The sequence below is a fragment of the Bosea sp. RAC05 genome (genome assembly GCF_001713455.1).
Lineage (GTDB): Bacteria > Pseudomonadota > Alphaproteobacteria > Rhizobiales > Beijerinckiaceae > Allobosea.
In genome coordinates this window covers 479881-493552 of the sequence record NZ_CP016463.1, presented here as the reverse complement: position 1 = coordinate 493552, position 13672 = coordinate 479881, and the positions used below count along the sequence as shown (strand labels likewise).

Sequence of the window (13672 nt, the reverse complement as noted above, 5' to 3'; positions counted from 1 at the left end):
AACGCGACCTCAGTGTCGGGGTGACGGAGAGCTGATTTCTGCGTGCTCCTCACCGACCATGGCTTTGGCAACCGTGGAGCGATGATGGCCAGGATAATGAAATGCGTGGCCTGAGATAAGGAAAGCTTCCAGTAGCGCCTCGGCACGTTTTCCTGGAACTCGTGCGATGCGTTCGCGCGAGCCGCCAAAAGGCCCGGTAATGGCCAAGATGGTCTCGGTCTGGAAGGCTTTCATCGCCTTCGGACGGTTGTTGAACGTCACCGTCAGCTCTGAGCCGTCCATGAAGATTTCGGCTCGGTCGTCCGGGCTGTCTGCGTCCGTCGTGATGCTGCCGCCAGCCTGCAGGACGGCCAGAGCGGCCTTTGGCGAGGTGGTGCGGCCATCGAGCGCGTGCAGCGATTCCTGCTTGCTCTTGGGGACGAGCATGGCCCTGTGCTGATGGCCGGTATCGTCGGTCCAGACGACGGACGATCCCCATTTCTGGTTCCGAGCAGCCACGACAGCGCGCACCAGATTGCCGTCGAGCACCTTGCGGCGCTCGGGGACCATTCCTGACGGCGCCTTGTCGAAGCGTGCCAGTGCCACCGGGTTAGGAGGACCACGCCAGGGATGGATCTCGATGCCCTGGTCCTGTTTCACGGCGGCGGCCGACATCGTGCGCGGGCGCTCATCGCCTGGAACCGCATAGCGGATCGTCCACTGGCCTGGGAGGGCGACATTGGCCATATCCTCGGGAGGACGGACCTCCAGGACGAGACCGGTCTCTACACCGTCCTCACCATGGACCTGGATGCCGCATCCGGGGCGCCACATGGCAATCTGGTTGACGAGCTGGTCGATCCGGCTTTCCGCGATCTTGACCGCGTTGTCTCTGGGATCCTTCAGGGCCTGCTCGACATTGAGGTGCCGCTTCGAGAGTGCAGCATGCAGGATCCGCGGCCGCAGCTTCGCGATGGCCGCCTTGTGCTGGGGGAAGCGATCGGTCCCGTTGCGTGGCAGAGCTTCCTCGGCAGCCTCGATCATCGCAGCGATGTCTTTCGACCGCAGCGGCCGGGCATCGCGCTGTCGCTCCAGGGTCGTGACCGTCACAGGGCGTCCGAACACGGGGCCGTCTTCAGCATCTCCCGGCTCGAAGATCTGGCGGTCGACGACCTTCCACTCGCCTTCGAGCTCGCGAGCACCACGGGGATTGCGACCGCGGGCGATCAGGTCTCGGGTCGTTGCCTCATGAGCGCGAACAACCTCGTCATAGAGCTGCTCCTGCTCATCGGCGGGCAGAAGGATGAGGCGCGAGAGGAACTTGTTGACGTGATAGAGCTCAGTCGCCGCCTTTTCGGGGTCCGGCAGCTTCATCGCAATGAACATCCGGTCGGCGAGGCCCGGCCGCTCCTCGAGGATGAGCCTGCAGACCTCGTTCCCGACCTGATCGATGATGTCGGGTACCTCCATCGCGGTTGCGTTTTCAGCGCTGCCGGTGACGTTGGCCGACATTTGCGCCATCTTGTTGTTCTGGAGCGCGAGGTTGCGGGTTTCCATCGGAAGCCCGGTCGACAGAGTGCCGAAGCTCGGCACCGACACCTGCCCACGGCGGTTCACACGGCCGAAGAACTGCATGCGCTCGACGACGTTGGCCGGGATCTGCAGCTCGGTCATGCGGCGCCGGCGGCGGTCTTTCACCTTCTCCGATGAATGCAGCGACAGGCCGGTCGAGGCCGCACGCGTGATCACCAGGGCGTCGAAACGGCCGCTGTTGAAGCCCGCGACCTGAGCGACGCGATCCTGCTTGGGCATCTGGATGTAGGCGCCATCGGAGACGCGCACGCCGCGCGCCGAGATTTCGTCGGCTTTCCACGATTTGCCGCGTAGCTCGCCTTCACGCTCGATGGCCGCGCGTACATCGTCGATGGGCGACAGCGACAGGTCGGGAAACTGGTCGATGAGCGCGCGCACGCGCGCCGCGTCGGCAATCATCTCCTCATCCTCAATCGGGACCTTCTCCGGATCCTGATTGGGGACCTTGCGGCGCAGGGTCAGGGTACGATCGAGGAAGAGGCGCAAAGCATCCTTGAAGTCGGGGGGCTTGGCTCCCGCCACCGTCTCATCCAGTTCCGTCTCCGAAGCGGATGCCCCGAACTCGGTGTCGGCCTCGGTCAGCTCGTCCCCACCGCCATCATCTGCAGCAAGTTCACGCATGAGGCTTTCCATCGTGGATTCCACGACGATCACCGGCTTCCCGTCGGCTTCCAGCGTCGCGATCGCGTCTTCCACGACCAGCTCGACCTTCAGAGCCGTGAGGAACTGACGCACGATCGCGGCAAGGCCGGAGCCGAAGTTCGCCGCGTACCAGAACTCCTTCTTGCGCTTGGCGCCCTGCTGCTCGGCTTCCTTGCCGCCGTTGCGCTGATCGGCCATGCCAGAAGCCAGGCGCCCCAAGCGCGCGATATGGCCGAGAATGGGCGACAGTGCGTTGGCGTAGATCCGATTGCGCTCCTTGCGGACGTTGTCCTCGATGACCTCGATCTTGATCCCGGACAGATCATGCTCGCGGCGCAGATAGGCACCGTCCTCGGCCAGCATCTGGGAGAGGGCTTCCGAGATCGCCTGGCCGCCCGACGAGAGGACGGACATGAGATCGGACGAGCGCATCGAGGCCGGGAAGAGCCGGCGATAGGCGGCGAGGTTTCGCGCGTTCTTGGCGAAGGTGGCAGAGGAGAACGTGACCGAGTCAGCCTCATCCATCGCCAGGCCGAGCGCCTCGGACGTGTTTGAGTCGCCGACGGCGTTATGGGATTCGTCGCAGACCATACGGGCGCCGCGGGCGATCCTGCGCAGGAACTCCGCCTTGGGCGAGCCTTTCCGGTTGAACTGCGAGTAGCTCGCCATCACGAGCTTCACACCGTCGGGCAGCGTCCCCGACTTGATCGCCTTCTGGACGTCCTGTGGATCCCAGGCGCCATGCAGGACCCGGCGCTCGTCGCCGTCGCCTTCGGAGATCTCGGCCTTGTCGTTGAGGATGAAGGGTCGGCCCAGCAGATCGAACGAGCCGATGTCGATGATGTCGCGATAGAGATCGGAGAACAGGTTCTCCTTCTCGGTGATGAACACCGCCGTGCTACCGCCGACCACAATGGCCCTGATGACAGCGGCGACCACGCGCCCCTTGCCGAGACCGGTGGCGTCCGCAATGACGATGCCCTGGCCCCGGTCCATCGCATCGAGCGCCATCCCGACGGCGTCGATCTGCTCAGGCGACAGCGCTTTTGCCAGCTCGGCAATCGACCAGGCACAGCGCCTGGCCACGTACTGGTCGATCGGGCCATTGCGCTGCTCGACCCTCGCCAGGGCCTGGCCAGTCGCTGCAGCCAGGTTGGTCGGGATGGTCGCGATCGGTGTCCCGAGCTTGGAGGCTGGTTCGTATTTGATCTGGAAGCGATTGACACGCGCAGATCCACCGACAGGCTGGGTCCGCACGATGTCCAGCGGCGACTTCCCATCGTGCTCGACGCGCGTCTCGCTGAAAGGCAGCTTGATCTTGCGAAGCTGCGGAAACGCCTGCCTTAGCTCCTGAAGGCGGAATGTGCCGCCAGGACGCATATAGGTCGGAGGCCTAGTGTCGAGCTCGCGAAAGCCAAGGATGGCCAATGCACGCCGCGTTGCCTCGGGCAGATCATCGCCGCCGATCGTTACGGCACGATCATGTGGCGCTTTGGATCCACCGAACCGGCTGACCTTCACGCTTGCCTTGCCACATTGGAGATCGAGCCACTCGACATCCGCCATCGTCTTCTCCGCCCTCCACAGAAAAGGGCGGGCTTGTGGCCCGCCCCCGTCAGTTCTCAGATCTCAGGCCGAGATCACATGGTGTGACCGGGCGCGTCGTTCTCGGGCGCGTCGTTCTCGGCCGCCGGGTTCGTGTTGCGGCGGTTGGCGTAGCGATCCTCGGCGTTCTTGACGAACGCGGCGGCGATCTCCGGCGGCGTGTTGTTGGTCACCAGCTCGTGGCGGCCCATGCGCAGCGGGAAGCCGGCGAGGAGGCGAACGCCGGTGCCGAACCAGCGGCCGGTCGAGTCGGCGTCGATCTTGCGCTGCATCGGGACGTTGCACTTGACGTGGCCGAACTCGAAGCCCTCGCCCAGGTCGATGCGGAAGCGCTCCGCGTCGTTGAGCTTGCGCTTCTGGTCGTCGGTCAGCGGCGGCGCGTTCTCGTTGCTCTCGCGAGCAGCGATCTTGCCGGAATGCGTCGAGTTGGCGCCGTAGTCGATGCGCACCTGCGGCACGACCTCCCACATCTGGTTGTTCTTGCCGGCGATGGCTTCGGCGACGAAGTCCTTCTTGTTCTCGTCGGCCAGGATCCGGTCGGCGAACTCCGCGGCGGTCTCGGGGCGCTGCTCATCCTTGTTCCAGCGGCGGATGAACTCCTCCGAGAACGGGGTGACGACGCCGTCTTCGGTCTCCAGGCCGCGGACGTAGACCGAGACCTCGTCCATGTAGACCTCGGAGGCCGCGACCGCCTGGGCGATGGCTGCCTTGAAGCCGTCGAGGCCGGTGAACGGGATCGACTGGTCCGAGAAGGTCACGACGGCGGTCTGGACGCTGCGGTCCGGGTTGCCGTCGCGGCCGGGGATCGTGCGCTCGCTGCGAACCGAGGTGTCGACGTTGGTGAAGATGTACATCGAGTTGGGGTCGAAGATGCCGCGCTTGCCGAACGGACGATCGACGAAGGCCGCCGTGATCTGGTTGCCGCGGATCTTGCAGCGATCGAAGGCGACGAACTGGCCGACGGCGACCGGCTCGTTGTTGTTCTTGCCCTTGGCGACCTCGAAGACGCCGTGCTTCACGGTCTTCTTGGCGCGCAGCTTCTCCAGCTCCTCGGGCGTGAACTCGACCTTGATCTCGACCTCGGTCGCGTAGTTGCCCTCGGCGTCGACGGTCGCCTTGAGGCTGTCGGCATCGTTCACGAGCACGCCGATCAGGACGTCCTTGTCGGGGTTCGGGTTCGCCTTGTCGTGGAGCTTGAAGCCCTTCACCTGGACGAGGACGTTGGGGTAGCCGGTGGAGGCCGAGTTGCGGCCGCGGGCGGCGGAGGCCTGCTTGATACCTGCGAGAGACATGTGGTGCTCCTAGCGAACCCCTGGAACGGTGTGCTCAGGGTTGCGGTGTGGTTGGGTTCGCCGAACGCTCATCGCGCCCGGAGCAAGGATTCGATAACGACTCCTTGTCTGCAGGAATGATGTGCGGGATCGTTGAAAGTCACTAGGGGGTGTCAAGCGAAATATCTGGATAGCCAAATCGCACTCCTTTTGGAGCTGACTGATCCTTCAAAATTCGAATGAAAGATCCCTGTGCCCCAATGCAGAGCTGGGCCTTCTCACCGAGCTATCGTGCGTTTGTTGGCCGCCGATCACGGGCGGTGATCGGCGGCTGCCTTGCACAGGCTTGAAAATTCAGCGCGCCGCGTAAGCCAGGGCAGGCGCAGGGCGGCCCTCGATGGCCGGGATGTTGAGGTCTCCGCGAAGCATGGCGGCGGCAATCCGGTGAAAGCCGCCCCAAACGTCGACGCGACCGTCTTCGTATGCGACATGCACGATGTGGGAGTTGGTGTTCTGGATCAGCAGGTGGGCATACCCATAGCGGCCATCTGCTTTCGCGGCCCGGTCTTCCTCAACAAGCCAGTCGATCCATTGCTGCCTCGTCATCACCGCGAGGAACAGGTTGATCGGTTGGGCCGCCGTCGCCGTCCAGGTGGCATCGTCGATATCGAAATCACCGTTGGAGTTCGCTGCCCAGGCATTGACCTCCTGGAGCAGGCCAAGATCGTCGCGAGCATAATCGCGCAGTTCAGTCTCGAAGGCTTCGCCAGCCTGCAGTCCATCGCGGTAGCCAAGCGCATCGAGCTCGGCCGGCGAGCAGTGCTGATCGTCAAAGGAGGCATATTCGTCGCGGTGCCCGAGCCGACTGACGTCTTTCTTCCCGGCCTTGTGATCGGCAAAGCCCTGCCAAAAGGCGTCGATGCGTGGCTTCGTCCAACCCAGATGCGCCTTCGCCAGTTCGAGGCGGTAGGCGACGACTTCGTCGAGCGTGAGGTCTTCTTCCCCCGGTCGAGGGCGCGGTTGCTGGATGGTGGTACGCTCGGGGAACGACTGGTCCCAGCCGGAAACATACCCGCCGAGCTCGATGTCGATATGGCTGTCACCACGGTAGATCGCGGCCGCGAGCCGATGAAATCCGTCCTGGATCGTGAAAGATCCATCCAGGCTGTGGACCTCGATCGAGATGGGCGTCTCGTCCCTGTGCTCGACCAGATAGGCAATGCGTCGGGCATCCCAGCCCGGCGGCACCATGTGGCGGACGCCCATGTTGATGTGGGTTGCGGCGAAGTCAGCTCGCTCGATGGCTTCTCGGACCGCGCGCTTGGTCGTTTGACCTCTGCCCCAGACGTCTGTCTCGAACGGATTGTTGAGGTCGCTTACCGCGGCAAGCGGCACCCGGAAGACAGAGCCCGTGCAGTGGTAGGCAGCATCAAGCCCCAGCTCCTTGTGGAAACGGTGCGGTGTCAGTTCGTCGCTGATTGGATAGCCATGAACCGCTTCCACATGCGCCTTGAAGGCTAGCCAGTTCTCCAGAGAGGCCGGCCTGCCGTGGAAGACCATCTTGCGGGGCTCGCCGGCACTGAACACCTCATAGGCGGCGCGCCCGAAGCGGGCCACGCACTCCCCGTTCTGGTGGACCCAGACGGCATTCAGATCGCTCTCGGCGCTGTAGATGTCAGTCTCGGTCATGGCCGTCTCGACTTCGGGGCTCCTCCGGTGTTGCGGCCATGAAGGGCAACCGACCGGTGTCGATAATCGACATACCCCGCTCCGACGCAACAATCGTCATCGCGTGTCGAATGAGCTGCCCAGGTTGACAGCTGCATGTTCACCATTTACTGAACAGTTCATCACTTGGTGAACACTCTGCCATGAGCATCTTCTCCCAGGCCGTTCGCGCGGCCCGGCAACGTCGACAGGAAGCGGAAGGTCGCAGTTTCTCGCTGCGCGCTGTCGCTGCACGCGTGGGGCTTTCGCCCAGCGCCATGTCGCAGATCGAAAATGGCGAGCTCGTTCCGGAAGAGCAGACGATCAGGAGGATCGCGGAGGACCTCGGGGCGGACCCGGGCGAACTCGTCATCCAGTCGGGTCGGCTTTCTTCCGAGTTGCGGGACGTTCTCCTGGGCCGTCCGGAGTTGCGAGGCCTCGTCGAGCGCCTGGCGACCGCGTCACCGGAACGAGTCGAGCAGGTGATGAAGATGATCGACGAAGGCGAGTGGTGAGGGAGATCTGCACATGGCCGTGGGCTTGAAGAACAACCGCCTGATTTTCGAATTCCCCGAGATCCACCCTGACGCGGTGCTGGAGATCGACTTCCACCGGACCAACCGGCTGCCTGAGGACGCTCACGTCCATTCTCTGCCGCCTTCGCTGGGCTCGTTCCCGCTGCGCGATATCCACGACCTGCCCAAGGACAAGATCCCGGCCAACTGGCTGAAGCGCGGCGGCATCGTTCTGCCGATGCACCAGACCGAAGCCATGTGGATGTCGTTCCATTCGCCCGGCGGCTACCCGATGGCGGTGAAGGTCTGCGTCGGCAAGGTCAACGCGGTCACTGGCAAGCCCTGGTCCGAGGACCTCGCCTTCGGTGACGATCAGGACTTCATGCAGGTGCCAGGTCAGATGTGGATGGACGGGATCTGCATCGGCAAGGGCGTCATCCGGCAGTTCGTCGCGATGCCACTCGGCCAGGGCTACACCGTCGAAGGCCAGGTCACCGGCAAGGAGGACCATGGAGGCCTGCAGATCCTCGTCAAACCGCTTCTGCCTGCCCACTTCACCAAGGTGCCCAAGCTGCCGCGGCGGGCTTCCTATGACAGCTCTTTTGCGGTCATGGCATCGGGCTTCGATGAGCCGGGCGTCCTGTTCTCCGCAGCTCCTTCCAGCGACGGCCCGTCCCTGTCACCGTCGTCGTTCAAGGTCGGCTCGCCACTGCGTGCCATGGCCAGCGTCGATGCCACGATGCGCTCCCCGGCGCCTCGGAAGCTCGATATGGGTCTGGCTGCCGGCGGCCAGATGAAGCAGGAGATCTACGTCTCGCCGATCGAGCCGCAGCACTGGTCGGCTGCGAAATCCAGGTGCTTCGTCGCGATCGCCAACGCGGAGAGCTGGGCAGATATCACCGGCACAAACGCCCCTGCCCTGCCGGAATCCTATGCCACGCACGTCTCCAAGGGCGGCAAGGTCTTCGAGGTCGCCGAGACAGGCCACGCGCTCGAAGGGGGTGCTCCGCTCAAGGGTGTCAAATCACTCAAGGCCCATGGCGAGACCATCGGAGAAAATCCCCTGCCGGTGGACGTCTCCGTGGACCCGGCCTCAGTCAAGACGGTGAAGGTCTATGGCAACCTGCCGATCTCAGGGGCCAAGCTCGTCTCCGAAGGGGTCATTTGATCTCTCGTCCGGACGATTCCTGAGGCACTGAACTGCCTCAGGACGTCACCATCCCTTGTAGCGGCTTTCGCGACGCGGCATTCTCGGCCGTGTAGTTCGTGTTCTGGCTGACTCGCTTCGCCTTTTGCCTGCCCCACGGATGATCTGCGCCACAATGGATCCCCTTGATCAGGCGAGCCATGTAGGCGAGAGGGTCACCGGTTCGGTCAACGTCGCGAATGACGTCTTAGCCCGGCACCGTCGAGGGCTTTGGCATGATCGTGCCCGTCACATCACACGATATACTCGCCCAAGCGATGGCGTTTGCGACGGATTCGTTCGGCAATCAGGACCATCTGCCCTATCGCGCGGTGTTGTTCGTCGACATGCCCCGCGGCGAGCTCGCCATCGTTCCCCTCATGAACGAGGTCGATCGTGCGACCATGCTGAACTCGGCGCGCGAATACATCAGCAGCCACCGCGGCACCCGGTTCGCACTTGCAGTCGCCAGCCCGCGGCATGGTGATGTCGAGCAGATTCACCTGACCTTCGTCGATGGGGCCAACCAGGTCGATCACTACGAGGCGTCAATGGTGGTCGAAGGCGGCCGCCGTAAGCTCGGCCCCTACAACCAGATCGACAGCATGCCGGCAGAGGTCGCCGAGGTCCTGGGTGACACCGTGACGGAGCACTCGGCCATGTCGCCTAGATGATCAGGCGGCGCGGCGGCTGATTGCTTCCGAGAGAAGCGAATTGATGATAGCCCGGATGTCAGTCGGCGTCTTGTCTCGCTCGAATTTGGCCTCGATGTCCTCACGGATCATCGCTCCGTCGTCGCTGGCAACGCTGTCGATGGATTCCTGGGCCTTCAGGATCGTGACGAAGGCTGACTCGACGCTGGCTGCGACTTCCTCCGGTGTCGATGGATCGACAAGCCGACCTGTCAGATCAAAGACGTCGACCCCATGCGGCAGCTCGACCGGTTCGAAATTCGAGCGACCGTCGAGCACCCAGGCTGCCGGAACATGATCGATCAGATCCACTGACTGACGATTGATGTTGCCTGGGTTCAGCCACATCGTCTCGCCGGCTCTGACCGGCTTCTTGCGCGCATGGACATGCCCGTTGACGACGATCTTGCAGCCGGCGATCGGGAACGGATGGACGGCCTTGGGATAGGTCTCGTCGAATGCGATGTCGTGATGGGTGCACCACATCACCGCGTTCACGCCCTCGAACTGGCCAGTCACGTCCGTCGGGATGTCCTGCCCGTAGGGTGTCATCCCAAGTCCCAGAAGCATCCCATCGATATCGAAGGTGCAGACGGGCCCAGAATCGCGGATCACATCGAGAGCGTCGTTGACCGCAAGGAACGACAGCGAGTCACAATCCGACAGCTTCGCATTGGCCTTGTCGTGGTTGCCGACATTGGCAATCGGCGGGATCACTGCAGCTTTCAGGATGCGCGAGACCCTGGTCTTCAGCGCTTCATCCTCCTCGAGGCTCTCGTCGAAGAGATCCCCCAGCAAGAGCATCGCGAGACCGCGCGCATTGGCGGTCTCCACGCAGAATTCGAGCTTGCGCAAGATGGGATCAGGCCACGTCGCATCCTTGCGGCGGCCTGGCCGTTTCGATGACACATGCGGGTCGCCCACGAGCAGGAGCCCGCTGACCTTGATTGGTTCGGCGTAGAGGAGGTGACCCGAGACGATCATGCCGCGAGTTCCTTGTGTTCGAAGACATGGCCGGCATCGAAGGCGCCGCCACAGGTCGGGCAACTCGCGCCGAACTCGGCAGCCAGAGCCTCGGCTTCCTCGTTGAGTTGCTGTTCCTGAATTCGCAGACGCGCCTCCTCGGCCGCTCGTTCGCGTTTCGCCTGCCTCAGTTTCGCGATCGTCGATGCTGCGACCTCGGTCGCCTCCTCCGAGACCACTTCAGGGACATCGGGCAACGCACCGAGAATGGCGCCATTGGCCGCTGTGCTGTCGAACTGATGCTGCAGCCCGTAAAGGGTTCTGATGCACTCGGTATAGCGCTCGATGCTTTCGAACACCGGCACCTCGGGCAAGGTGTCGAGGATCTGTGCGCGCTTGGCCGCCAGGCTGCGCCAAGAGACCGACGCGACGATGGCTGACGAAATGGTCTCGATGGCTTCGGCCGTGACGCCGTCAGCCTGGATATCGACCAGCATGCCTGCATCGGGAAGTCTACGCAGGATGCTCTGGCGCGAGGCCGTCCTGTGCGCGGCTTGCCTGGCAGATGCCAGGGTCTGCACCAGATCCTGGAGGCATTTCAGATCTGCCCCCGTCTGCGCCAGATCGGCCAAGGTGACTCTGGCAGCCTGAAGTTTCTCTGCAATATCAGGACATTGATCGAGCTTCTTAGATTGGTCGATCAGCAGCCCGAGTTCCTTCTCGCCTTCACGGACAACGGACTGGTCGCGCGTGCAGCGCTCCTTGTGGATGGCCAGCATGGAGCGGGCATAGCCAGACTCACGACCAACCGAGAGCACGTTGGCGCGACGGGATGGAGGTTCGTCGAGCAGAAAGACCGGTTGCTTCTGGGTGGAGAGATGCACGTCCATGCCATCGATGCGCCTGATGGCGAAGGCGTCCTGAAGCCATGCAGGCGGCTCACGCCCACCCGTCTCGTGATGGATGCCGTTATCGGTCACGATCGCACCGCTCGCGTCGAGCAGCGTCCAGAGATTGACGGGGTTGCGGCCTGGCTGCCGGCTGAACCGCAGGATCCGGTTGTGGCGCAGTCCAACCTCCACGACAGCCATCTTCGTGCCGTGCCGGATCTGACCGTCATCGGTCTCGCCGAGGAAGAGCGCGCGCAGCGCCCGGACGAAGACCGACTTGCCGAGGTTGTTGGCGCCGACGACGACGTTCATGCCCGGTCCCAGGTGCAACGTCGCGTCCGGGAAGGCCTGGAAGTTGACGAGTCGGATGTAGCGAAGGCCTTCGGCTTCGTCCGACCAGGATGGGTCGGGTTCGCCCGAGTTGACCTCGGAGTGCTCCATGCGCTTGCCGCTGACGCGTGAGATGCGAACGCCGGCGTCGATGTACTTCTCGTCGTGATGCGACACCACGAGACACTGGATATCGAGGCGCGACGCGGCGTCCTGGAGGACACGGTAGAAGCTCGGTACCCGGTCTGGGATGATCCAGCAGTCGGCCTCGTCGAGGGCCACGAAGCGAGCAAGGCCCGATTTCACGACCGCAGCCAGTCGAAGGCCCATGCTGACGACGTTTGTCAGCGCGCCACCCTGGTTACGGAAAATGTCCTCCAGCGCGCCGCTGGGATGCCGCGACGAAATGTCGAGCGCCGGCATGCCGCGCTCGGTCGAAAGCGTCATCGCAATCGGCTTCTCTCCGGGGAGAACCTCGCCGACGAGAGCGGTCAGCAGCGTCTCGAAGGATTCAATCTGGCGTCGGCCGGCATCGGCCTGGATCTCGTCGATGAACTCCTCGACCTCGCGTTTGACCAGAAGGCGACCCTTGGCCTCGCCGACGTCCTTTTCCAGAACTGCCCGTCGCTGGCTGAGAGCTTCCCTGCGCCCCTCTAGACGAGCCAGGCGCTCGGCTGATCGCGCGACCCTCGTCTCTGGGGACATGTCCATCAGGGACGGACTTCCAGGGCCTGAAGTTCGGCTTCGATCTGGCCGATCTGCTCGGCGAAGTCAGACAGGGCCTGGGCATTGCGGCCGCGAATTTCCTCGACCATGGCCATCAGCTTTGTCGTGTCGCTGGTGCCGAACTGCGCGACCGCCCGAGCTTCCGCTTCCGCCAGCTCCCGATCGGCGCGCTCGTTCTCCGACTGGTTCCGGATCAGCTGCGTGCGCAGCGCATCATGGCGCCGGCGAAGGTCATCCAGAAGCTTCATGGCGTCACTGGAACGGGTGGTCGACATCGATTCGATTCCTGGTGCCTATCTGATCTTCAACCTCGACAACAGCGTGCGAAGGGTCAATGTCCCGGTGGATTGCATCCACGATTCAGTTGTTCCTTTCGAGCGGCGGCCAGAGGATCAATGGGCAATTTGCTCACCCGAAGGAATCGTCATCATGAACCGCTTCATCGTCTTCAATGCAGAGTGCGGCTGGATCCAGGGCGACATCGTCGCTCACTCGCCCGCCGAGGCCGTCGCTCGCATGGAAGGCCGCATGTCGACCGAGACCGAGAACGCCGACTGGCACGTCTTCAAGGCGCCCGCGAGCTTCCCGGCTTCTGCTTCGTCCTATTCGGCCGTGGATGCAGCCCTGGTGAGCACGCTGCGCGCGAGCACGCCCATCGCGATCGTCCCCAACAATCGCTTCGCCGCTCCGCTTCCGTCGATGGCGCTGGCCTCCTGAGCAGCAGCTCAGGGCGGCACCTCGCCTTTCAGCCTGCGCCGGTTTGAGCCGGCTGCAGCTTCAAGCTCTGATAGAGCACCGTCAGCCTGCTCCTGATCTCCAGCCGCAATTGATCCTGGAGATCAGCAAGCTCCATGAGAGCGATATCTGTGCAGACGATCACCTGGTGCACGCTCACCAGTGATCCCAGGACACTCGCCAGGAACAGCAGTCGAAAGTGCGGGATCCGGATGCGCGGATCCTCGTGGGACACCCTGTAGATGTCGACCCGGCCTTTCGACGTCGCGATCGAAATGTAGGGCTCCAGCGGCGAAGCAGCATGGGCGATGACGGTGTCTCCAGCTGTAAATTCGCCATCGACATGGGTTGCCTTCAGCTCAGAGAGGTCGATCTCGCCTGCATTGGGCAACGGGCTCGTCCACCGTGCCTCTTCGATGGCTGCCGCCTGGCCACGGAAGTACTCGCGGTTTCCCTGACCTTCCAACAGCTCCCGCAGTAGCCGCACCTCGGCCATGGCGTCGAGCCTGCCGGCGCGCGCAACCGCCTCCACCGACATGAGTGCCGGCTGGGCCTTGATGGTCTCGATTTCAACGCCCATCGCAACGAGATAGCCCAGGGCCGACAGCTGTCGCCGCAGGGTGTTGACCGAGTGCCCGGTCTGAGCCGCCAGGTCCTTGAAGAAGGCGTTCCGCTGGCCGTCCGCGACGCGTTGGAACTTCCGATAATGGACGGACGCGTTGCGGATCCACGCGCCATGACTCCTGACAGACTTCACTCACAACCTCGGCCGCAAAGGATCGCTTATTCGTCGATCCATACGGTCAATTGTGCCGCAGCTCGTGAACGCTGTGGTTCA

General features: G+C 63.3%; 11 protein-coding genes. 4 read left to right on the top strand and 7 right to left on the bottom strand.

Annotated features, from left to right (window positions below; translation table 11 throughout):
• Nucleotides 1-9: 9 nt before the first annotated feature.
• The 3 genes from BSY19_RS02530 to BSY19_RS02520 form a co-directional block, all read right to left on the bottom strand.
• Nucleotides 10-3780 (bottom strand): strawberry notch C-terminal domain-containing protein, encoded by a 3771-nt coding sequence (locus tag BSY19_RS02530; protein WP_069052720.1) that lies wholly within the window; start codon nt 3778-3780, stop codon nt 10-12.
• Nucleotides 3781-3854: 74 nt separating this feature from the next.
• Entirely contained in the window at nt 3855-5111 is a 1257-nt protein-coding gene (locus BSY19_RS02525; RefSeq protein WP_069052719.1) for a hypothetical protein, read from the bottom strand.
• Between the two features lie 333 nt (nt 5112-5444).
• Nucleotides 5445-6779 carry a hypothetical protein gene (locus BSY19_RS02520; protein ID WP_069052718.1) on the bottom strand — a complete coding sequence of 445 codons (1335 nt, stop codon included), beginning with the start codon at nt 6777-6779 and terminating at the stop codon, nt 5445-5447.
• A gap of 182 nt (nt 6780-6961) precedes the next feature.
• On the opposite strand from BSY19_RS02520, the gene BSY19_RS02515 reads away from it, so the two are divergent.
• From BSY19_RS02515 to BSY19_RS02505, 3 genes are all read left to right on the top strand, one after another.
• Nucleotides 6962-7312 (top strand): helix-turn-helix domain-containing protein, encoded by a 351-nt coding sequence (locus BSY19_RS02515; RefSeq protein WP_069052717.1) that lies wholly within the window; start codon nt 6962-6964, stop codon nt 7310-7312.
• A gap of 13 nt (nt 7313-7325) precedes the next feature.
• Nucleotides 7326-8480 carry a hypothetical protein gene (locus BSY19_RS02510; protein ID WP_069052716.1) on the top strand — a complete coding sequence of 385 codons (1155 nt, stop codon included), beginning with the start codon at nt 7326-7328 and terminating at the stop codon, nt 8478-8480.
• A gap of 254 nt (nt 8481-8734) precedes the next feature.
• Nucleotides 8735-9172, top strand: a complete 438-nt coding sequence (locus BSY19_RS02505) for a hypothetical protein (protein ID WP_150129427.1) — start codon at nt 8735-8737, stop codon at nt 9170-9172.
• Here BSY19_RS02505 and BSY19_RS02500 read toward each other — a convergent pair whose 3' ends face one another.
• The 3 genes from BSY19_RS02500 to BSY19_RS02490 are packed head-to-tail and all read right to left on the bottom strand — an operon-like array spanning nt 9173 to nt 12347.
• Nucleotides 9173-10174, bottom strand: coding sequence for a metallophosphoesterase (locus BSY19_RS02500; RefSeq protein ID WP_069052714.1), 1002 nt, complete (start codon nt 10172-10174; stop codon nt 9173-9175).
• Nucleotides 10171-12084: an AAA family ATPase gene (locus tag BSY19_RS02495; RefSeq protein WP_069052713.1), complete on the bottom strand. Its 1914-nt coding sequence runs from the start codon at nt 12082-12084 to the stop codon at nt 10171-10173. Before BSY19_RS02495 ends, BSY19_RS02500 begins: the two co-directional genes overlap by 4 nt.
• Entirely contained in the window at nt 12084-12347 is a 264-nt protein-coding gene (locus BSY19_RS02490; RefSeq protein ID WP_083247335.1) for a hypothetical protein, read from the bottom strand. Before BSY19_RS02490 ends, BSY19_RS02495 begins: the two co-directional genes overlap by 1 nt.
• Between BSY19_RS02490 and BSY19_RS26870 the strand changes: the two genes are divergently transcribed.
• On the top strand, nt 12346-12816 hold the full coding sequence (locus BSY19_RS26870; RefSeq protein WP_083247334.1) for a hypothetical protein: 471 nt from the start codon (nt 12346-12348) through the stop codon (nt 12814-12816). The two genes, BSY19_RS02490 and BSY19_RS26870, sit on opposite strands and share 2 nt — an antisense overlap.
• A gap of 28 nt (nt 12817-12844) precedes the next feature.
• Here BSY19_RS26870 and BSY19_RS02480 read toward each other — a convergent pair whose 3' ends face one another.
• The gene (locus BSY19_RS02480) at nt 12845-13591 is read right to left on the bottom strand and encodes a hypothetical protein (protein WP_069052710.1); all 747 of its coding nucleotides are present in this window, start codon (nt 13589-13591) and stop codon (nt 12845-12847) included.
• Nucleotides 13592-13672: the final 81 nt, after the last annotated feature.

What these genes read in the sequence shown, in the direction of transcription:
- BSY19_RS02500 (WP_069052714.1), bottom strand. Translation starts at nt 10,174, where the DNA reads ATGATCGTCTCGGGTCACCTCCTCTACGCCGAACCAATCAAGGTCAGC.
- BSY19_RS02510 (WP_069052716.1), top strand. Translation starts at nt 7,326, where the DNA reads ATGGCCGTGGGCTTGAAGAACAACCGCCTGATTTTCGAATTCCCCGAG.
- BSY19_RS02520 (WP_069052718.1), bottom strand. Translation starts at nt 6,779, where the DNA reads ATGACCGAGACTGACATCTACAGCGCCGAGAGCGATCTGAATGCCGTC.
- BSY19_RS02495 (WP_069052713.1), bottom strand. Translation starts at nt 12,084, where the DNA reads ATGGACATGTCCCCAGAGACGAGGGTCGCGCGATCAGCCGAGCGCCTG.
- BSY19_RS02505 (WP_150129427.1), top strand. Translation starts at nt 8,735, where the DNA reads ATGATCGTGCCCGTCACATCACACGATATACTCGCCCAAGCGATGGCG.
- BSY19_RS02530 (WP_069052720.1), bottom strand. Translation starts at nt 3,780, where the DNA reads ATGGCGGATGTCGAGTGGCTCGATCTCCAATGTGGCAAGGCAAGCGTG.
- BSY19_RS02515 (WP_069052717.1), top strand. Translation starts at nt 6,962, where the DNA reads ATGAGCATCTTCTCCCAGGCCGTTCGCGCGGCCCGGCAACGTCGACAG.
- BSY19_RS02525 (WP_069052719.1), bottom strand. Translation starts at nt 5,111, where the DNA reads ATGTCTCTCGCAGGTATCAAGCAGGCCTCCGCCGCCCGCGGCCGCAAC.
- BSY19_RS26870 (WP_083247334.1), top strand. Translation starts at nt 12,346, where the DNA reads ATGGCGTCACTGGAACGGGTGGTCGACATCGATTCGATTCCTGGTGCC.
- BSY19_RS02490 (WP_083247335.1), bottom strand. Translation starts at nt 12,347, where the DNA reads ATGAAGCTTCTGGATGACCTTCGCCGGCGCCATGATGCGCTGCGCACG.